Origin of the sequence: Companilactobacillus sp. HBUAS59699, from assembly GCF_036913575.1 — a bacterium.
Classification (GTDB): Bacteria; Bacillota; Bacilli; order Lactobacillales; family Lactobacillaceae; genus Companilactobacillus.
This window is the reverse complement of sequence record NZ_JAYKTV010000001.1, coordinates 215,328-233,640: the sequence shown is the minus strand read 5'-3', so window position 1 is coordinate 233,640 and position 18,313 is coordinate 215,328. Positions and strand designations below refer to the sequence as shown.

Below are 18,313 nucleotides of genomic sequence, written 5' to 3'. Positions count from 1 at the left end.
AAAATTGACCGAATTGCACCTTATATACAAGAAAAGATCGTTTAATTCATAAGAATTAAGCGATCCCCTCTATAATTTTTAAAAATTAATTATTTAATTTGGTTCATAACTTCGTCAACAAAGTTATCTTGAGCTTTTTCGATACCTTCACCGACTTCAAAACGAACGTAAGATACTAGTGAGCTCTTCTTTGATTCAACATATTGTTGAACAGTCATATCTGAATCCTTAACAAATTCTTGATCAGCCAAACTAATTTCTGACAAGTACTTGTTTAGACGGCCTTCAACGATTCTTGGAATGATCTTTTCAGGCTTACCTTCAGCTTTTGTTTCTTCTGTGAACACTTTCTTTTCATGTTCCAAAACATCAGCAGGTACTGCATCACGGTTCAAGTATGTTGGGTTGATAGCAGCAACGTGCATAGCAACGTCTTTAGCAACTTCTTCATCAGATCCGTTAAGAACTGTAAGAGCAGCAATCAATCCACCGTTATGTAGATATGAACCGAATACTTGTGAATCACTCTTTTCAACAACTCGGAAACGTCTCAAAGTGATTTTTTCACCAATAACAGCTGTCAAACCAGTGATAGCATCATTGATTGTTTCGTCGCCAACTTTAAGAGCAAGTGCTTCTTCCATTGTCTTTGGTTCACCTTCAACAAGAGCTTTACCGATCTTAGCAACAAGATCCTTGAACTTATCATTTGATGAAACAAAGTCAGTTTCTGAGTTTACTTCGTAGATAGCAGCTTTGTTACCAGAAATAACGATTTCTGCTAGACCTTCAGCAGCAATACGGTCGTTCTTCTTGGCAGCCTTAGCAATACCCTTTTCACGAAGTTCGTCAATAGCTTTTTGCATATCACCATCAGCAGCAACCAATGCCTTTTTAGCATCCATCATACCAACGCTTGTCTTATCACGTAATTCTTTAACTTGAGCAGCAGTAATTTTAGCCATGAATATCCTCCAGTCGTATAAATAAAGCCATCTTGCTCAGATGACTCTATTTATAACTATTATCTTTTTATTTTTCTGCGTTACCATTATCATCTGATTCAGCAACATCTTCGATTGACTTGTCATCTGATGCAGCGTCATCATTCTTAGCAAAATCATCAGTAGATACTGATTCTTCACCTTGTTTACCTTCAACGATAGCATCAGCCATCTTAGAAACAATTAGGCGAACGGCACGGATAGCATCATCGTTTGATGGGATGATAACATCGATGTCATCAGGATCAGTATTTGTATCAACCATAGCTACGATAGGAATGTTAAGTTTCTTAGCTTCGTTAACAGCAATGTTTTCCTTATGAGGGTCAACGATAAACATAACATCAGGGATTCTTGGCATATCTTCGATACCACCAAGGAACTTCTCTAACTTAGCTTGTTGTTTTGTAAGTAAAGCAACTTCTTTCTTAGGAAGACGTTCGAAAGTACCGTCTTCAGCCATTGCTTTAATATCCTTTAATCTCTTAATACGTTTTTGGATTGTGTTCCAGTTAGTCAAAGTACCACCTAACCAACGATGGTTAACGTAGTATTGACCAGCACGTGTAGCTTCTTCTTCAATAGCATCTTGTGCTTGTTTCTTTGTACCAACGAATAAGAAGATACCGTCATCACCGGCAACAGCCTTCATATAGTTGTAGGCATCGTCGATCATACGAACTGTTTTTTGTAAATCAATGATGTAAATACCATTTCTTTGTGTAAAGATAAATGGCTTCATCTTAGGGTTCCAACGTCTTGTTTGGTGTCCAAAATGTACACCGGCTTCAAGTAGTTGTTTCATAGAAATAACTGACATAAAAAATTCCTCCTGGTTTTTACCTCCACCTAAGTCGTGTTCAGTTGACACGCAATTGCGCACCAACAACTGAATCGTTAGGTGTGTGTATTCAATACAAGAAAATATTATAATGGAATTTTTTTATGAAATCAAGAAATCTCGCCAATTAATTCCGTGATCCTGTAAAAAAGTTTCTTTTTTCTTACGGGTAAGCTTCTTCAATTCTATTTCTCGTTTAAGAGCATTAGACTTACTATTCAAATTCTCCTGATACAGCAACTTAACTGGTCTTCGAGTCTTGGTGTACTTTGCTCCCTTACCAGAATTATGAGTTGCTACTCTTTTTAATACATCATTGCTGGTACCAATGTAAAATGTCCTGTCTGCGCACAGCAATATATATACGAAATAATCTCTACTGTCCGTCAATTATCTCTCTTCCTTCTGCACTCAATTCATTACCATCATACATAACAAGATCAGGCTGCACTATGAGTGAACTCTCTTTAACCGTCTTTATCGCGTCTACCAATACCAAATTAGCGTTGTCATCGGCATGTGAGCGTACAAATCTAACTTTTTTTGGTTGTAATCGATTATCAGCCATTTTAACAAATAATTCACTCAATCTATCCGGTCGATAAACCATGTACACGTGGGAATTTTCTTTTAAGAGTACTTTGATCGTATACAAAATTTTATTTAAATCCGTTTTTATTTCATGTCTAGCAATGGCCAAAACTGGATTTTCTTTTGTTTGAGTATGTTCTTTCGATGTAAAATATGGTGGATTACAAACTATCATATCGATAGAATCGTGTTTCAAATATTTCTGTATATCTTTTATGTCAGTATTAATGACCTTAACTTGATCATTCAAATTATTTTCTTCGATACTCTTTTGAGCAAGATCTGCCAATACTTTCTGCAGTTCTACCAAATAAATTTTTGAATTAGTTTTGGCAGCTAAACTTAAACCAATTGCGCCATTACCGGCACATAAATCAACTATATTTCCTTTTTTTGAGGTTTTTGCAAAATTATAAAGTAAAATAGTATCTAGATTGAATGAATAAAGGTCTTTATTTTGGAAGATCTTTATTCCACTGTTAGAAATTTCGTCTTGCGAAAGATTGGACATAGAGCACCTACTTTGTGGTATTTTATTAAAGTAAAATTTATTTTAGGGAGAATGATACTAAATGTTTTATAAATTCATCCGTGTGGTTGCGAGAGGCATTGTCTTTTTACTTAACGGCAGATATGAAATTGAAGGTAAAGAAAACTTACCCGATAAGCCATTTATAATCGTGGCTCCACATAGAACTTGGTGGGAACCAATTTTCTTTGCACTAGTTATTGCACCCCGCGAAGCAACATTCATGGCAAAAATAGAATTATTTAAAAATCCAATTCTAAGGTATATTCTCGTTCATGCGCATGCCTTTCCTGTAGACCGAAAGCATCCCGGACCATCTGTGATCAAGACGCCCGTAAAAGCACTTAAGAAAAAAGGTCAAGTCTTGATAATGTTTCCATCTGGAACACGTTATTCTGAAGACTTAAAAGGTGGAGCGTCTTTGATTGCAAAAATGTCTAAAGCACCACTCGTTCCCTTCGTATATCAAGGACCATTAAAGTTCTCTGGACTTTTGAAACATCAAAAAATAACTATTGGTGTTGGACCTGAAATCGATTTTGATTTTAAGGCAAAACTAGATGAAGAACAGACCAAACAAGTTAATGAAGATATGGAATTAGCCTGGAACAAATTAGACAAAAAGATCAATCCCGAGTTTAAGTACATTCCACCAGTTAAAAATAAATAACGTTATAAAGTATATTACAAAAAGACCGATCATTGTGAGTTTAATTATTCACAATAATCGGTCTTTTTTAAATAGAATTATTTCCAATATCTGTTCGATAAAAAATATTATCTTGCTTTAATTTTTTCAAATCATCATAAATATCCGCTTGAGCATCTTTCAGATTATCGGCATGTGTTCGTATCAAGAACAACCGACCACCATTAGTGAAAAGTGAGTTGTTCTTATTCACAACACTTGCGTAATTCACTTTGCAATCTAATAAATCAAAATACTCTATTGAACCTAAATCCGCACCCTTGGTAGGATTTTCTGGATAGCCTTGACTGGAAACAAATACTCCTAAGTCAATGCCTGAATCATCCCAATGTATCTCGGGATTCTCGTCATTCAAAATCGCCAAGATAACACTAGATAGATTAGTCTTTAATCTAGGTAAAACAACCTCAGTCTCGGGATCACCAAATCTGACGTTGAATTCGATCACCTTTATGCCTTTGTCAGTCAATATCAAACCAGCATAGAGGACACCGGTATACTTTATCTTCTCTTCAACTAAAATATCAACGAACGGTTTTAGTACTTTATCAACTGCAAATTTATATGTTGATTCAGAGATATTATTTACAGGACAAACTGCTCCCATTCCACCAGTATTAGGGCCTTTATCGCTATTATTCAATTTTTTATAATCTTGTGCGGCTGGCATTGGATAGAATTTGCCGTTATAAACAAACGCCATCAGTGAAAACTCTTCACCGTCAAGATATTCTTCAATAACAACTTTTTCAGTTTGATACTTATGACTAGCCAAAAGTTCAGATATAACTGCTAAAGCCTCTTTTTGATCATTAACGATATAAACACCTTTACCTGCAGCCAAGCCATCAGCTTTGATCACAAGTGGATATTCAGATTGACGCTTAATATATTTTTCGGCAACATCAAGATCATTAAATTCACAATATTGTGCTGTAGGAACCCCGGCCAATTTCAATAATGACTTAGTAAATGCTTTAGAGCCCTCGATCTTAGCAGCTTTTTTGTTAGGTCCAAAAATCCTTAAGCCATGTGCTTCAAAGAAATCAACAATTCCATTGACCAATGGTTCTTCTGGACCGACAACGGTAAATGCTATATTTTCTTTGATTGCAAAATTTACTAATCCTTCAAAGTCATCCTCAGTAATTGACACTGTTTTTATCCCAGATAATTTCATCCCATCGTTTCCCGGTGCACAGAAAACTTTATTATTATCTGAAGATAACAACGCATCACAGATAGCATGTTCACGTGCACCAGATCCAATTACCAATATCTTCATATTAAAATACCTCTTAATGTCTAAAATGACGTCTGCCGGTACAGATCATGGAGATGCCATATTTATTTGCCATGTCAATTGAATCCTGATCATGAATCGAGCCACCAGGTTGAATGATTGCTGTTACACCATGTTCTGCAGCATATTGTACACAGTCATCCATTGGAAAGAACGCATCAGATGCCATAACTAACGGTGTATTACTTTCACCATTTGCTTCTTCTTGTTCAATGGCTATCTTAACTGAACCGATTCTATTCATCTGTCCAGCACCTACACCCAGTGTCTTATCAGTCGTTGAAATTATAATTGCGTTACTTTTGACATGCTTAACAACTTTTTGACCAAATAGTAAGGCTTTGATTTCTTCTTCTGTTGGCTTCTTCTCAGTCACTACTTCGAAGTCAGTGACATCATCTACCACATTGTCACGTTCTTGCACTAATAAACCGCCCATAACAGAAATATATTCATACTTATCTGCGTTTTTAGCTTCATCAAAATCTAATGTCAATAAGCGAATATTTTTCTTTGATTCAAGTATTTCTAGTGCTTCATCTGTAAAGCTAGGTGCAATTACAATTTCTAAGAAAATCTTGTGTAACTCCTCTGCAACTTCTGCTGTTACCTCTCTATTGAAAGCAATGATTCCACCAAAAATAGAAATCTTATCAGCACTGTAAGCTTTTTGCCATGCCTTATAAATACACTCGTCATCAACACCAACACCACAAGGATTCATATGTTTTAATGCTGCAACACACGGTTGATCAAAGTCAGCGACGATTCTTAGGGCTGCGTCAGCATCTTTGATGTTATTAAACGATAGTTCTTTACCATGTAATTGTTTTGCTGAAGCAATTGAGTATTTTGTTGGTAATGAACTTCTGTAAAATGCTGCTTTTTGATGAGAATTTTCACCATATCTCAATGATTGTTGGAAATCATAAGACAGTGTCTCTACATCTGGAAATTCCTCGCCGTTACGCTTAGATAAGTATCCTGCAATAATACTGTCATATTGTGCAGTATGTCTGAATGCCTTGGCTGCTAATTTTTGTCTAAATTCAACATCATCAGGCGTATCTAAATCATTCAAAACAGATTCATAGTCTAACTGATCAACTACTACATATACACTCTTGTAATTTTTAGAAGCTGAACGAATCATTGATGGTCCACCAATATCAATTTGTTCAATTGCTTGATCAAGAGTTACATCTGGCTTAGAAATCGTTTCTTTGAATGGATATAAGTTTACACAAACCAAATCAATCGTTTCGATATTTAGTTTTTGTAATGTTTCCATATGTTCTGGATTATCACGTTTAGCAAGTAATCCCGCATGTACTTTGGGGTGTAATGTTTTAACGCGACCGTCAAGAATTTCAGGAAATTCCGTAACTTCGTCGATCTCAATGACTGGCACTTCATTTTCTTGAAGTCTTTTATATGTACCACCAGTTGAAATAATTTCAAAATCTTTTTCTACTAAACTCTTTGCAAATTCTACGACACCAGTCTTATCTGAAACACTAATCAACGCTCTTTTCAAAATTACGGTTCCTACTTTCATTTTTTTATAAGATCAAGAATTACTTTGATATACATTTCATGTTCTTTTTGATGAATTCTCTCTTCCAAGGAATCCACCGAATCACTTGGTAAGATAGCAATTTTTTCCTGACGAATTACTGGACCAGTATCTACACCCTCATCGATATAATGAATAGTTACACCAGTTTCTTTTTCTGAAGAATCAAATGCACGTTGGATGGCATCCAAACCTGAAAACTTAGGAAGTAGTGAAGGATGAATATTAATGATCTTATTAGGATATCGGTTCAATAATTCACTTGTAACGACTTTCATATAACCGGCTAAAAAAATATAATCCAAGTCATAGGAAGCAAGTTTCTCAATAATTTTTTGTTCATATAATTTTCTACTTGGATAATTCTTCAATTCATTAACGAATACAGGTATTTTAAGATCTTTAGCTTTTGAAATAACCGGCGCATTTGGTTGATCACAAACCAAGATTTCAATCTTTAATCCAGCCTCTTTTAATTCCTGTGAATTAGCAATTGCATCAAAGTTGGTACCATTACCTGAAGCAAATATCGCTACTTTCATGTAATTACACCCCCATTAATTCAACTGGATTTGTTCTTCTCTTGACAATTTTGCCGACTGGCCAAGCATGAGTCTTACCTTGGTTCAATATCGACAAAACTTTGGATTCATTAACCGGATCAACTGCAAGGATCATCCCTAATCCCATATTGAACACGTGATACATATCATCATTTTTCAAATTACCATACTTTTGAACAACATCGAAGATTTCATCCTTAGACCACCTAGTAACATCAATATGTGCTGCCAAGTCATTTGAAAACATGCGTGGCACATTCTCGTAAAACCCGCCGCCAGTTATGTGTGCAATGCCATGAACTAACTTATCAGATAATAACGGTAAAACATCCTTAACATAAATCTTTGTAGGAGTTAATAAAGTTTCACCAAGCTCTTTGTCACCGAGTTCTGGTAGTTTAGAATCCAGCTTAAAGTCATTATCCTTGAAAAATATCTTTCGAATCAATGAATACCCATTTGAATGTAAGCCACTCGAAGAAATACCAATCAATACATCGCCATCTTTGACATTTTCTTTGCGTAAAATAGCATCTTTCTCCGCTATTCCCACAGAAAAACCGGCAATGTCATAATTATTTTCTCCGTACACATCTGGCATTTCTGCTGTTTCACCACCAATTAGGTCTGCTCCTGCTTGGTCACAGCCTTCAATTACTCCAGACAAAATATGTTTCACCTTGTCATCGATTTTGCCTGTTGAAATATAATCTAAAAAATATAATGGTTTAGCTCCTTGAGCTAAAATATCATTCACGCACATTGCCACGCAGTCGATTCCAATTGTATCTAGATTTCCATTTTCTGTAAGTAGAAGCTTTGTACCTACACCGTCATTACTAGAAATTAAGACCGGCTGTTTGTATCCTTCTGGTATCTCGTACATTCCGCCAAAGTTTCCAATATTTGCGGATTTATCCGAAGTGTTCTGTTTAACGAATTTAGATATTTTATATCCAGATTCAACATCAACACCTGCATCTTTATAGGGATTTGACATATAGGTCTCCTTTAAGAATCTTTTTCTGCATAATCATATAAATAAGCTGGATACTGACCATTGAAATAAGATAAATCTAAACCTGAATCTGGTAATGAACCATCCTTGTTAAGACCGATAGCATCCACTAAGCCTTCTTCACTTAGAAATTCTAATGAATCAGCATCAAAAATTTGTCTCATTTCTTCAATCGACTTATGCGAAGCAATTAACTCACTTTTCTTTTGAATATCAATTCCAAAGAAACAAGGATACTTAAATTGAGGTGAAGCAATTCTCAAATGAACTTCTTTAGCTCCAGCATCTCGTAACATGCTGACGATATAACCACATGTCGTTCCTCTAACAATCGAATCATCGACTAGAATTACTCTCTTACCTTCAACAACGCCTTTGACAGCTGCTAATTTCTGGCGAACACTCTTCTCACGTAATTCTTGAGTAGGTTGAATAAATTCTCGTCCCATATATTGATTCTTAATTAGTCCCATTTCGTAAGGCAATTTGCTTTCTTCAGCATAACCGCTAGCTGCGGACAATGAAGAATTTGGAACACCTACGACAATATCGCCTTCTACAGGTTGTTCTTTAGCTAAATTGATACCCATTCTCTTTCGAGCAGAATGAACATTGATACCTAATAAATTGGAATCTGCTCTAGCAAAATAAACAAATTCCATAGAACAGAATGCCGGTTTAATATTTTTTGTCCAATGATCAATTTTCATCCCTTGATCATTGATCGTAATCAATTCGCCAGGAAGAACATCACGAACAAACTTGGCATTAACCGCATCAAGAGCACAAGTCTCACTTGCCACAACATATGATCCATTTTCTAGTCGACCGATTGATAATGGCCTGAAACCATTACTATCCAGTGCAACCATCATTGAATCTTTATTCAACAACAAATATGCAAAACCACCTTGAATTTTATTCAAAGCTTCTTTAACTTTTTCAACTAATTCTGTTTTTTTAGAAAGCTTGATCAAATGCATCAAAACCTCAGAATCAGAACTTGATTTAAAAATATGACCATTAGCTTCTAATTCTTTTTTTAGAGTAATCGAATTCGTTAAATTGCCATTGTGCGCTAGCGCATACTGCTCGTCAGTAAAGTCAAATAGCAGCGGCTGAACATTTTCGATTCGATTCTCACCAGCGGTTGAGTAGCGAACGTGGCCAATAGCTGAATTGCCAGTCAAAGAATATAAGTTATTCTTATCTTCAAAAACTTGAGATAGTAATCCAAGGTTTCGATAGCTCAGAAGTTTGCCATTGTCGTTTGTAACTATTCCAGCACCTTCTTGACCTCTATGTTGCAAACTATGTAACCCTAAATAGGTTAAATAATTTGCATTTTCAGCACCCCAGACACCAAAAACTCCACATTCTTCATTTAAACTGCTTACTTCATTAAACATGGTATAGCCTCTTTCCAGTTATCAAGGGCTTCACTTAGTTCAATATCTACACTGTCATCCAAAGTACGGATAGAAAATACTGAATCATTAGTTACAAATCCAAGACACTCAAAGTTATCTTCAAATAATTTTTCTAGTGCTTCTTTATCTTTACTATCAATTGATACTAGATAGCGAGATTGTGTTTCTGCAAACATTTGCTTAGTGGTCAATTTTGTTTGAATATTAAATCCTAATTCATTTTTAAAGGCTGATTCAGAAATAGCTGTTGCTAGGCCACCCTCTGATAAGTCATGGCAGCTCTTTAGTAATCCCCGTCTTATTGCTGACAAAATAATCTCTTGATTCTTTTGTTCAACATCTAAATCAATTTCGTTCAAACGACCTTCAACAAATCCTAATAACTGGTTTTGAATCTCAGAACCGTTGAAGTCATTTCCAGTTTCACCTAATAAATAAATTAAATCTCCAGAATTTTTAAATGATGAAGTAGTTATATGATCAATATCTTCGATCAATCCCACCATTCCAATCATTGGACTAGGGTAAATGGCCTCTTTGTTATATTCGTTATATAGCGAAACATTTCCAGAAATAACTGGAACTCCTAGCTTATTGCATACGTCAGCAATTCCTTGAACACTTTGGTCCAATTCCCAAAAGATTTCTGGATCTTCTGGATTACCGTAATTTAGACAATCAGTAATTCCAACTGGTATTCCTCCAGTAGCAACGATGTTACGAGCAGCTTCCAGAACAGTGATTTGTCCACCAACGTAAGGATCAACGTAAACATACTTTGAATTGCTATCATTCGTCGATGCAATAGCTTTTCTTGTATTTCGAATGCGAATCACACCTGCATCACTACCAGGTTTTACGACGGTATTACTCTTAACTTGAGAATCATATGTTTCATACAAATACTCTTTTGAGGCAATGTTCGGACTTGTCAGAATACTCAACCATGTATCTTTAAGTGATCCGATTTCTGGATCAAATTGAGTTCTATCATCCGATATTCTTGTAGGTCTAACTCCTTGATGATCATATTCAGGTACATCCTCAGTTAGACTATCAACTGGTATATCAACTACTAACTGATCCTGATGATAAATTTTGTATTGTTTGTCAGTTGTGACTTTACCAATTACAACAGCATCCAAGTTATATTCATCGAAAAAGTTCAAGACATCTGTTTCAAACTCAGGTTTAATACACAGAACCATTCTTTCCTGTGATTCGGACAGCATCATTTCATATGCACTCATTCCCGACTCGCGTTGTGGAACATTATCTAAGTTCAATACTAGACCACTGTTAGCTTTAGAAGCCATCTCTGCTGTCGATGATACTAATCCGGCAGCCCCCATATCTTGAACACCTAATATCCACTCAGAATGCTCTTGAATAATTTTCACACAAGCATCCATCAACAATTTTTCTATGAATGGATTACCAACTTGAACGGCAGAGCGTTGTTTTTGTTTTTTGTTTGAAAATTCATCAGATGCAAAGGTTGCTCCATGAATACCATCACGACCAGTTGTAGATCCAACATAAACGATCAAGTTGTCACTTCCGCTGGCCTGACCATGCTTAAACTGCGTATCATTCAATAACCCAATACACATGGCATTGACTAGTGGATTTTTCTCGTAACATTTTTCAAAAGATATTTCTCCACCAATAGTAGGAATACCAATACAGTTACCATAACCACCAATACCTGCAACTACTTCTTTTACTAAGTGCTTAGTTTGACCATTATCAACTGGACCAAATTTTAAGCTATTCAGCAATGCTATTGGAGTAGCTCCCATGGAAAAAATATCTCTGATAATACCACCGACACCTGTCGCCGCACCTTGATATGGTTCAACCGCTGAAGGATGATTGTGGCTTTCAGCTTTGAATACTACTGCTTGATTATCACCAATATCGATAATTCCCGCATCTTCCCCAGGACCAGCTAAAACACGCTCGCTATTATTTGGAAGTTTGCGCAGTACCTTTTTAGAATTCTTGTATGAGCAATGTTCACTCCACATAACTGAATACAATCCTGCTTCGGTATAGTTAGGTAATCTGCCCAAAATCTTCTCACTGATAAGATTGAATTCTTTATCACTCAAACCCCAAGCTCGGTAGATTTTTTCTTCTTTGATCTGGATAGGTGTTGGTTCATTCACTGTTATTGCACCTCGCTCTTTTGAGTTTCTAACATCGATTGAAATAGTTTTAAACCATCATCGGAACCTAAAATTACTTCTAGAGCTCTCTCAGGATGTGGCATCATTCCTAAAACATTTTTTTGCTTATTTGTAATTCCAGCAATTTTATCGACACTGCCATTAACGTCCTCGCTATATCTAAAGATAACTTGATCATTGTCATTCAATGATTGCAATGTCTCAGGGTCACAATAATAACGTCCTTCACCATGTGCTATTGGAATATCGATTTTTTCTTTCAAACTGTAATGATTAGTAAATAAAGTTTCGTTATTTTCAACGGACAACTCTACTTGCTTACAGATGAAGCGATTTTGACGATTATTCGTCAATGTTCCTGGTAATAATCCAATTTCAGTTAAAATCTGGAATCCGTTACAAATACCTAGAACTGGTTTGCCTTGTTTAGCAAGTCTAATTACTTCTTTGATTATTGGTGCATGGCTAGCAATAGCCCCACTTCTCAAATAATCACCGTAGGAAAATCCTCCCGGAATCAATATTCCGTCATAACCCTCAAGTGACTCTTCCTTGTAACTGACCAAATCTGCTTCTTGTTTGATTCCATCTTTAATGGCGTAATACAGGTCCATATCACAATTGGAACCTGGAAAAACTATGACAGCAAATTTCATTAAACTTCCTCCACAATTTCATATCGATAGCTTTCGATATTAGGGTTAGCCAATAATCCATCACAAATCTCATCAACATCTGTTGTCAAATTATCGTTGTTTTCATCAAATTTGATTTCAAAGTACTTACCCATTCTTACTTCGGCTACATTCTTATATCCCATAGTGTGAGTGGCATCTTTAATTGCCTCACCTTGAACATCAACTACAGAATCCCTTAAAGTTACGTATACTTTTACTAAAACCATGATTATCTCCTTATTCAGCTGTCAATCTATCCAGCACTTTTTGATAAGTTTCAACTAGATCGCCCTTTTTTTGTCTAAAAATATCTTTATCTAATGAATTGTGGCTAGTCTGATCCCATAATCGACAATTATCTGGTGAGAATTCGTCAACCAAAATTATTTCATCGTTCAGACGACCAAATTCCAATTTAAAATCAATCAAATCAAGATTCTTATCTGCAAAAAATTTGACCAATAAATTATTGACTGCTAAAGCTTGATCCTTAACATAATCAATCTCATCTTGAGTTGCTATTCCTAAAGCTAATACTTGTGAATCGTTGATGAACGGATCGTCCAATTTATCACTCTTGAAATAAAATTCGATGATAGGTTTTTCTAATGTTTCACCTTCAATAAGATCAAACTTTCTAGCTAAACTTCCAGAAACTCTATTTCTCAAAACTACTTCCAGTGGGATCACTTCTGTTTTTTTGATCAATTGTTCGTGATCTGAAACATTTTTGATTACATGTGTCTTAATGCCATTTTTGATTAAATAATCAAATACTAAAGTTGCAATTTGGCAATTGAGAGTTCCTTTACCAGGAAAAATTTCTTTTCTTTTACCATTCAATGCTGTCGCTTGATCTTTGTAGACAACTAATAATTCGTCTTCATTTTCAGTTTTAAATAAGTCTTTGGCTTTACCTGAATAAATTAATTCGTTATTCATAATCTCTCCTAAACATCCCAAATTGGATTTTGTTCAATTTCTTTTTCTGTTGTCTCAATATCATTCGTCAAAATGGTAATATGTCCCATTTTTCGATTATGTTTAATCTGATCCTTGCCATAGTCGTGAAAATTCCAATCACTGTGTTTAAAAACATCTTGGCGGGCTTTCTCTAAGTGTTGGCCTAATAAATTAACCATTATTGCTGGCTTAAACTGTTCAATTGATGGCATGGGCAGATTACATACACCGCGAATGTGTGCATTAAACTGTGAAATATTGCATGACTCGATAGTCAAATGTCCAGAATTGTGTGGTCGAGGTGCAATTTCATTTACAAACAACTCGTTATTTTCAGAAATAAAAAATTCTACACACATCGTGCCAATTAGTTCGAGTTTTTCCGATATTCCTTCTGCAATTCGATGAATCTCATTACTCAATTCATCATTGATTCTTGCTGGACAAATACTCAAATGTAAGATATTTTCACGATGAATATTTTCAATTACTGGAAAAACTGCTGTTTCTCCTGAGCCGTTACGAGAAATAACTACTGACACTTCCATTTTCAATTCAATTGTTTTTTCTAACATGCATTCACCAGAACTAACTAACTCACTAATTCCAGTTTGTAAAGTATCACTTAGACGAAGCTGTCCCTTTCCGTCGTAACCGCCACGAGTAGTTTTTAAAATAGATGGAAATCCGATCCTCAGTGAAGCCGATTCGAAGTCTTCCATATTATCTACAATTGCATGTGGAACGACTGGAAAATTATTTTCTTCAAGGAATTGTTTTTCCAAGGTTCGGTTCTGTGTAACAGTCAATGCCTTTGTTCCTTGAGGTATATACGTATACTTCGATACTTCGTTTATTGTTTCAGCATCGACATTTTCAAATTCATACGTCAAAACATCAACATTCTTGGATAATTCAATCAGTGCTTCTAAATCATCGTATTCTGCAACTATCTGTGCGTCTGACACTTGTGCTGCCGAACAATTATCCTGTGGATCCAAAATAATTACTTTGTAGCCCATTTCTTTAGCAGAGAACGCCATCATTTGTCCCAACTGACCTCCACCGATTATTCCAATCGTCGAACCAGAGAGAAATTGTTTATTCAAGATTTTTCCCACTTTCTACTGATTTGTCATGCATTTGATTTTGGTAATCAATCAAATTAATAGCATATTGCTTATTTTCCAATGCACATATTTTAGTAGCTAAAATTGCAGCATTAGTGGCTCCTGCATCACCGATCGCTACGGTTGCTACCGGTACACCACTTGGCATTTGAACGATGGAAAGCAAAGAATCCATTCCACTTAGTGCATTTGATTTAACGGGTACACCGATAACCGGAAGAATTGTTGAAGAAGCAACCATTCCCGGTAGATGTGCGGCACCACCAGCACCAGCAATGATAACCTTGTAATGATTGGCAGCGGCTCCTATCGCGAAGTCAAGCATTTCCTGTGGCATTCGATGTGCCGAAATGACCTTTACGTCGTAACTAACTTCCAATTGTTCAAGAGTTTCAATGGTTCTCTCCATTGTTTTCAAATCTGAAATTGAACCCATAATTATTGCAACATCTTTCATTATTCGTTTACCCTTTCCAATTAGTAATCAAAGTTTATCAGCAATGATTTTAATTTTCAAGCTAAATACGTACATTATTATCTATAATTTTAATAATCATTCGTGAATTCGCTTTAAAAAAGAAAATATTAAATATTAATAATAATTATAGTTCGTAGTTTATTAGATAATCGTTAATGAATACAAAAAAAATAGGTTGAACAAGATTAATTTAATAATCTTATTCAACCTATTTAAATTAAACATACAAAAAATTACTTTTTGCTGTTTTCTCTCTTTTGTTGTGCTTTCATTGAGCTCATCAATTGATTTAACTTCTTTTGTGAAGGCTTTTGTCCCATTTGAGCCATCATTTGTTTAATCATTTCAGGACTAATTGGTGGATTATCTTCGAAGTATTTCTTCATGTACCATCTGGCAGCGAAGAAACCAATAATCAATCCAACTAGTAAAGCTAAAATTCCAACTGCGATTGTTATTCCCATATCTTGTTCTCACCCTTTCCGTACATCTTATAATGATACAAAAGAATTAATATAATTAAAAGACTAATCGTCACGTAATCCTTTTTTACGTTGAATTTCTTTTACTTTATTAGGTGTAACTTCCTTGCCTTCTTTGTCATAGACTCTCATCATTTCGATTTGAGATCTAAAACTTGCACGAAAGTTCTCTAAGTATTTTCTACGAAGACTTGCTTGTTGTTCCTCTTCTTCGTGTGTCAAACCACCATTCTTTGATTTGTGTGCCAATTCGTTGATCTTGGCAATGAGTTCTTCTTGTTCTTTCATTCTATATTATCTCCTAAATACATACCGAACACTTGTTTGAATTTATATCACCATTCTGATACAATCTAAATAAGATACTAACAATGAGGTGTTCTAATGTCAAAAGCTGAGGGCTCTAAACAATCCCAAATTTTACAATGTATTCATGATTATTTAGATGATCATGGATACCCACCAACAGTCAGAGAGATTTGCGAAGCAGTAGATCTCTCTTCCACATCAACTGTTCATGGTCATCTTTCTAGACTTGAAAAGAAAGGCTATTTACAACGTGATCCAACTAAGCCACGTGCAATTGAACTTACAGTCGCCGGTTTAAATTCCATTGGGGTCAAATCTAAACAAATTCCTATTTTAGGTGCCGTTGCTGCTGGTCAACCAATTACAGCTGAACGTAATCCTGAAGGATATTTCCCCATTCCACCTGACTTAAACCGTGATTCTGGTGAATTGTTCATGCTGGATATTCATGGTGAAAGTATGATAAACGCTGGAATATTCGATGGTGATCAAGTAATCGTCCACGAACAAAATACAGCTAATAACGGCGAAATAGTCATTGCTATGACTGAAGACATTGAAGCTACCTGCAAACGATTCTACAGTGAAAATGGTCACTATCGTTTACAACCAGAGAACGATACTATGGATCCAATAATTCTCAATAATGTTGAAATTCTTGGAAAAGTCGTTGGACTATATCGTTCACAAATATTTTAATCAACACAACCTTAAATTAGTTCTAAGTAAAGATGATCATCTTTGCTTAGAACTTTTTTTGTAAAAAAAAGATGCCTCGAGGGCATCTTTTGATTGCAATATTAGATATCGCGACGACGTTCTTTAATACGTGCAGCCTTACCTTTACGATCACGTAGGTAATATAGCTTACTACGACGTACACGACCATGTCTGATAACTTCAATCTTTTCAACACGAGGTGTGTTTAGTGGGAATGTTCTTTCAACACCAACACCACTACTGATCTTACGAACAGTGTATGTAGCACTGATTCCTGCACCGTGTCTCTTAATTACAACACCTTCGAACAATTGGATACGTTCACGTGAACCTTCAACAACCTTGGCATGGACACGAACTGTGTCACCAGGACGGAAGTCAGGAATATCTGAACGTAATTGTTCTGATGTAATATCTTGAATTAACTTATTCATAAAAAATTTCTCCCTATTCGACACTCTTATACATCCTCAATGGTGCACAGCGGAATATCGTTAATATGTGTTCAAACACTCTTACAATGATACATTATTTATATTTCAGTGTAAACTATTTTTTTGATTTTATTTCTCGTAATAATTTTTTCTCTTCATCTGACAAAGCGACCGTCTCTAATAAATCCGGACGACGCTCTAATGTCTTCTTAAGAGCTTGTTTTAAGCGCCATACGCGGATTTTCTCGTGGTTACCGCTAGTTAACACATCTGGCACTTTTTTGCCACGGAAATCGGCAGGGCGTGAATACTGAGGATATTCCAATAATCCGTTTGAAAAAGACTCATCTTCAGCCGATACCGAATTACCTAGCACACCGGGTACAAATCTTAATGTTGCATCGATCATACTCATTGTGGGAAGTTCTCCACCAGTCAAAATATAATCGCCAATAGAAACTTCATCCGTTACTAAGTCTTTGATTCTCTCGTCAAATCCTTCATAATGTCCACAAATAAAAACCAGCTGGTCTTCTTTAGCAAAATCACGAGCCATCTTTGTATCAAATGTTTTACCCGCTGGATCTAACAAAACAACACGTTTCTTACCAGGTTTTTGTTTTTCAACGTAGTCCATAGCATCATAGATCGGTTGTGCTTGAAGTAACATCCCTGCTCCCCCACCATATGGTGCATCATCAACGTGATTTTGTTTATCAGTAGTGAAATCACGGAAATCAACTACGTCAATATTGACCAAGTCTTTCTCTTGCGCCTTACCAATCAACGATTCATCCAGCGACTGAAACATTCTTGGAAAAATACTTAAAATTGTAATATCCATTAGTCTATCAATCCATCCGGAATCTCAACATCAATTCTTTGATTATCGAGATCCACTTTTTTTACAACATCATCAATATAAGGAACTAAAACTTCTTTATATTTTGTTCCCTTTACAACCCAAACATCGTTGGGGCCTAATTCAATAATTTCTTTAACTTTACCAATATTACCTAGGTCAGGATCAATCACATCCAGACCTATTATCTGACTATAAAGAAATTCACCTTCAGCTAATTTTGGTTTAACCTCATCATCTGAAAACAATTCAGACTTTACGTACTGCTCTACATCATTGATATTGTCGTACCCTTCAAACTTGATCAGAACAAAATTCTTATGTTTGCGTGAAGATTCAACGATCAATTGTTTTTCAGCACTTCCTGATTTATGAAGATACAACTTAGCTCCTGGTTTGAATCTTTCTTCTGGAAAGTCAGTAATAGGCATGATCCTTAGTTCACCCTTAATACCATGAGTATTAACAATTGTTCCCACTCTGTATAATTTTTCGGCCATTG

The 18,313-nt window shown here is 35.7% G+C and carries 22 protein-coding genes; 2 read left to right on the top strand and 20 right to left on the bottom strand.

The features are described 5' to 3' along the window. Window positions 1-89: 89 nt before the first annotated feature. The 4 genes from tsf to U8519_RS01245 all read right to left on the bottom strand — a co-directional run bounded on the left by tsf (window position 90) and on the right by U8519_RS01245 (window position 2,947). On the bottom strand, window positions 90-965 hold the full coding sequence (tsf, locus tag U8519_RS01260) for a translation elongation factor Ts (RefSeq protein WP_334328514.1): 876 nt from the start codon (window positions 963-965) through the stop codon (window positions 90-92). A gap of 67 nt (window positions 966-1,032) precedes the next feature. Beyond that, entirely contained in the window at window positions 1,033-1,824 is a 792-nt protein-coding gene (gene rpsB / locus U8519_RS01255) for a 30S ribosomal protein S2 (protein WP_334328513.1), read from the bottom strand. A gap of 123 nt (window positions 1,825-1,947) precedes the next feature. Next, window positions 1,948-2,235: a GIY-YIG nuclease family protein gene (locus U8519_RS01250; RefSeq protein ID WP_334328512.1), complete on the bottom strand. Its 288-nt coding sequence runs from the start codon at window positions 2,233-2,235 to the stop codon at window positions 1,948-1,950. Then, window positions 2,222-2,947: a tRNA1(Val) (adenine(37)-N6)-methyltransferase gene (locus tag U8519_RS01245; RefSeq protein WP_334328511.1), complete on the bottom strand. Its 726-nt coding sequence runs from the start codon at window positions 2,945-2,947 to the stop codon at window positions 2,222-2,224. Before U8519_RS01245 ends, U8519_RS01250 begins: the two co-directional genes overlap by 14 nt. A gap of 61 nt (window positions 2,948-3,008) precedes the next feature. On the opposite strand from U8519_RS01245, the gene U8519_RS01240 reads away from it, so the two are divergent. After that, complete coding sequence (locus tag U8519_RS01240; protein WP_334328510.1) at window positions 3,009-3,635, top strand: lysophospholipid acyltransferase family protein; 627 nt, start codon at window positions 3,009-3,011, stop codon at window positions 3,633-3,635. A gap of 67 nt (window positions 3,636-3,702) precedes the next feature. Here the strand turns inward: U8519_RS01240 and purD are convergent, their stop codons facing one another. From purD to U8519_RS01175, 13 genes are all read right to left on the bottom strand, one after another. After that, window positions 3,703-4,959, bottom strand: a complete 1,257-nt coding sequence (gene purD, locus U8519_RS01235; protein WP_334328509.1) for a phosphoribosylamine--glycine ligase — start codon at window positions 4,957-4,959, stop codon at window positions 3,703-3,705. A gap of 13 nt (window positions 4,960-4,972) precedes the next feature. Next, window positions 4,973-6,514, bottom strand: a complete 1,542-nt coding sequence (purH, locus tag U8519_RS01230) for a bifunctional phosphoribosylaminoimidazolecarboxamide formyltransferase/IMP cyclohydrolase (protein ID WP_334328508.1) — start codon at window positions 6,512-6,514, stop codon at window positions 4,973-4,975. 17 nt (window positions 6,515-6,531) lie between these two features. Continuing rightward, window positions 6,532-7,095 (bottom strand): phosphoribosylglycinamide formyltransferase, encoded by a 564-nt coding sequence (gene purN / locus U8519_RS01225; protein ID WP_334328507.1) that lies wholly within the window; start codon window positions 7,093-7,095, stop codon window positions 6,532-6,534. A 4-nt stretch (window positions 7,096-7,099) separates the two neighbouring features. Beyond that, entirely contained in the window at window positions 7,100-8,116 is a 1,017-nt protein-coding gene (purM, locus tag U8519_RS01220; protein WP_334328506.1) for a phosphoribosylformylglycinamidine cyclo-ligase, read from the bottom strand. Between the two features lie 11 nt (window positions 8,117-8,127). Then, window positions 8,128-9,543 (bottom strand): amidophosphoribosyltransferase, encoded by a 1,416-nt coding sequence (gene purF / locus U8519_RS01215; RefSeq protein WP_334328505.1) that lies wholly within the window; start codon window positions 9,541-9,543, stop codon window positions 8,128-8,130. Further along, window positions 9,528-11,735 carry a phosphoribosylformylglycinamidine synthase subunit PurL gene (gene purL / locus U8519_RS01210; protein WP_334328504.1) on the bottom strand — a complete coding sequence of 736 codons (2,208 nt, stop codon included), beginning with the start codon at window positions 11,733-11,735 and terminating at the stop codon, window positions 9,528-9,530. The genes purF and purL overlap by 16 nt, the downstream gene beginning before the upstream one ends. Window positions 11,736-11,737: 2 nt before the next feature. Then, complete coding sequence (gene purQ / locus U8519_RS01205; RefSeq protein WP_334328503.1) at window positions 11,738-12,412, bottom strand: phosphoribosylformylglycinamidine synthase subunit PurQ; 675 nt, start codon at window positions 12,410-12,412, stop codon at window positions 11,738-11,740. Continuing rightward, window positions 12,412-12,660, bottom strand: coding sequence for a phosphoribosylformylglycinamidine synthase subunit PurS (gene purS, locus U8519_RS01200; RefSeq protein ID WP_334328502.1), 249 nt, complete (start codon window positions 12,658-12,660; stop codon window positions 12,412-12,414). Before purS ends, purQ begins: the two co-directional genes overlap by 1 nt. A 10-nt stretch (window positions 12,661-12,670) precedes the next feature. After that, the gene (purC, locus tag U8519_RS01195; RefSeq protein WP_334328501.1) at window positions 12,671-13,375 is read right to left on the bottom strand and encodes a phosphoribosylaminoimidazolesuccinocarboxamide synthase; all 705 of its coding nucleotides are present in this window, start codon (window positions 13,373-13,375) and stop codon (window positions 12,671-12,673) included. 8 nt (window positions 13,376-13,383) lie between these two features. After that, entirely contained in the window at window positions 13,384-14,505 is a 1,122-nt protein-coding gene (gene purK, locus U8519_RS01190) for a 5-(carboxyamino)imidazole ribonucleotide synthase (RefSeq protein WP_334328500.1), read from the bottom strand. Next, window positions 14,498-14,983, bottom strand: coding sequence for a 5-(carboxyamino)imidazole ribonucleotide mutase (purE, locus tag U8519_RS01185; RefSeq protein WP_442892105.1), 486 nt, complete (start codon window positions 14,981-14,983; stop codon window positions 14,498-14,500). The genes purK and purE overlap by 8 nt, the downstream gene beginning before the upstream one ends. A gap of 254 nt (window positions 14,984-15,237) precedes the next feature. Then, window positions 15,238-15,468, bottom strand: a complete 231-nt coding sequence (locus U8519_RS01180) for a YneF family protein (protein ID WP_334328499.1) — start codon at window positions 15,466-15,468, stop codon at window positions 15,238-15,240. A 63-nt stretch (window positions 15,469-15,531) separates the two neighbouring features. Further along, window positions 15,532-15,774 carry a DUF896 domain-containing protein gene (locus U8519_RS01175; RefSeq protein ID WP_334328498.1) on the bottom strand — a complete coding sequence of 81 codons (243 nt, stop codon included), beginning with the start codon at window positions 15,772-15,774 and terminating at the stop codon, window positions 15,532-15,534. Between the two features lie 96 nt (window positions 15,775-15,870). Here U8519_RS01175 and lexA point away from each other — a divergent pair, with 96 nt between their 5' ends. Continuing rightward, window positions 15,871-16,494, top strand: coding sequence for a transcriptional repressor LexA (gene lexA, locus U8519_RS01170; RefSeq protein ID WP_334328497.1), 624 nt, complete (start codon window positions 15,871-15,873; stop codon window positions 16,492-16,494). Window positions 16,495-16,595: 101 nt separating this feature from the next. Here the strand turns inward: lexA and rplS are convergent, their stop codons facing one another. The 3 genes from rplS to rimM all read right to left on the bottom strand — a co-directional run bounded on the left by rplS (window position 16,596) and on the right by rimM (window position 18,311). Next, complete coding sequence (rplS, locus tag U8519_RS01165) at window positions 16,596-16,949, bottom strand: 50S ribosomal protein L19 (protein ID WP_125565116.1); 354 nt, start codon at window positions 16,947-16,949, stop codon at window positions 16,596-16,598. Window positions 16,950-17,064: 115 nt separating this feature from the next. After that, window positions 17,065-17,793, bottom strand: a complete 729-nt coding sequence (gene trmD / locus U8519_RS01160; RefSeq protein WP_334328496.1) for a tRNA (guanosine(37)-N1)-methyltransferase TrmD — start codon at window positions 17,791-17,793, stop codon at window positions 17,065-17,067. Then, complete coding sequence (rimM, locus tag U8519_RS01155; protein WP_334328495.1) at window positions 17,793-18,311, bottom strand: ribosome maturation factor RimM; 519 nt, start codon at window positions 18,309-18,311, stop codon at window positions 17,793-17,795. Before rimM ends, trmD begins: the two co-directional genes overlap by 1 nt. Between the last annotated feature and the right edge of the window lie 2 nt (window positions 18,312-18,313).

Excerpts from the sequence above, each read along its gene's own strand:
- purN (WP_334328507.1), bottom strand. The coding sequence starts at position 7,095 with ATGAAAGTAGCGATATTTGCTTCAGGTAATGGTACCAACTTTGATGCA.
- U8519_RS01180 (WP_334328499.1), bottom strand. The coding sequence starts at position 15,468 with ATGGGAATAACAATCGCAGTTGGAATTTTAGCTTTACTAGTTGGATTG.
- rpsB (WP_334328513.1), bottom strand. The coding sequence starts at position 1,824 with ATGTCAGTTATTTCTATGAAACAACTACTTGAAGCCGGTGTACATTTT.
- tsf (WP_334328514.1), bottom strand. The coding sequence starts at position 965 with ATGGCTAAAATTACTGCTGCTCAAGTTAAAGAATTACGTGATAAGACA.
- lexA (WP_334328497.1), top strand. The coding sequence starts at position 15,871 with ATGTCAAAAGCTGAGGGCTCTAAACAATCCCAAATTTTACAATGTATT.
- trmD (WP_334328496.1), bottom strand. The coding sequence starts at position 17,793 with ATGGATATTACAATTTTAAGTATTTTTCCAAGAATGTTTCAGTCGCTG.
- purE (WP_442892105.1), bottom strand. The coding sequence starts at position 14,983 with ATGAAAGATGTTGCAATAATTATGGGTTCAATTTCAGATTTGAAAACA.
- U8519_RS01240 (WP_334328510.1), top strand. The coding sequence starts at position 3,009 with ATGTTTTATAAATTCATCCGTGTGGTTGCGAGAGGCATTGTCTTTTTA.
- purQ (WP_334328503.1), bottom strand. The coding sequence starts at position 12,412 with ATGAAATTTGCTGTCATAGTTTTTCCAGGTTCCAATTGTGATATGGAC.
- purS (WP_334328502.1), bottom strand. The coding sequence starts at position 12,660 with ATGGTTTTAGTAAAAGTATACGTAACTTTAAGGGATTCTGTAGTTGAT.
- U8519_RS01245 (WP_334328511.1), bottom strand. The coding sequence starts at position 2,947 with ATGTCCAATCTTTCGCAAGACGAAATTTCTAACAGTGGAATAAAGATC.
- purD (WP_334328509.1), bottom strand. The coding sequence starts at position 4,959 with ATGAAGATATTGGTAATTGGATCTGGTGCACGTGAACATGCTATCTGT.
- purF (WP_334328505.1), bottom strand. The coding sequence starts at position 9,543 with ATGTTTAATGAAGTAAGCAGTTTAAATGAAGAATGTGGAGTTTTTGGT.
- rimM (WP_334328495.1), bottom strand. The coding sequence starts at position 18,311 with ATGGCCGAAAAATTATACAGAGTGGGAACAATTGTTAATACTCATGGT.
- U8519_RS01175 (WP_334328498.1), bottom strand. The coding sequence starts at position 15,774 with ATGAAAGAACAAGAAGAACTCATTGCCAAGATCAACGAATTGGCACAC.
- rplS (WP_125565116.1), bottom strand. The coding sequence starts at position 16,949 with ATGAATAAGTTAATTCAAGATATTACATCAGAACAATTACGTTCAGAT.
- purC (WP_334328501.1), bottom strand. The coding sequence starts at position 13,375 with ATGAATAACGAATTAATTTATTCAGGTAAAGCCAAAGACTTATTTAAA.
- purM (WP_334328506.1), bottom strand. The coding sequence starts at position 8,116 with ATGTCAAATCCCTATAAAGATGCAGGTGTTGATGTTGAATCTGGATAT.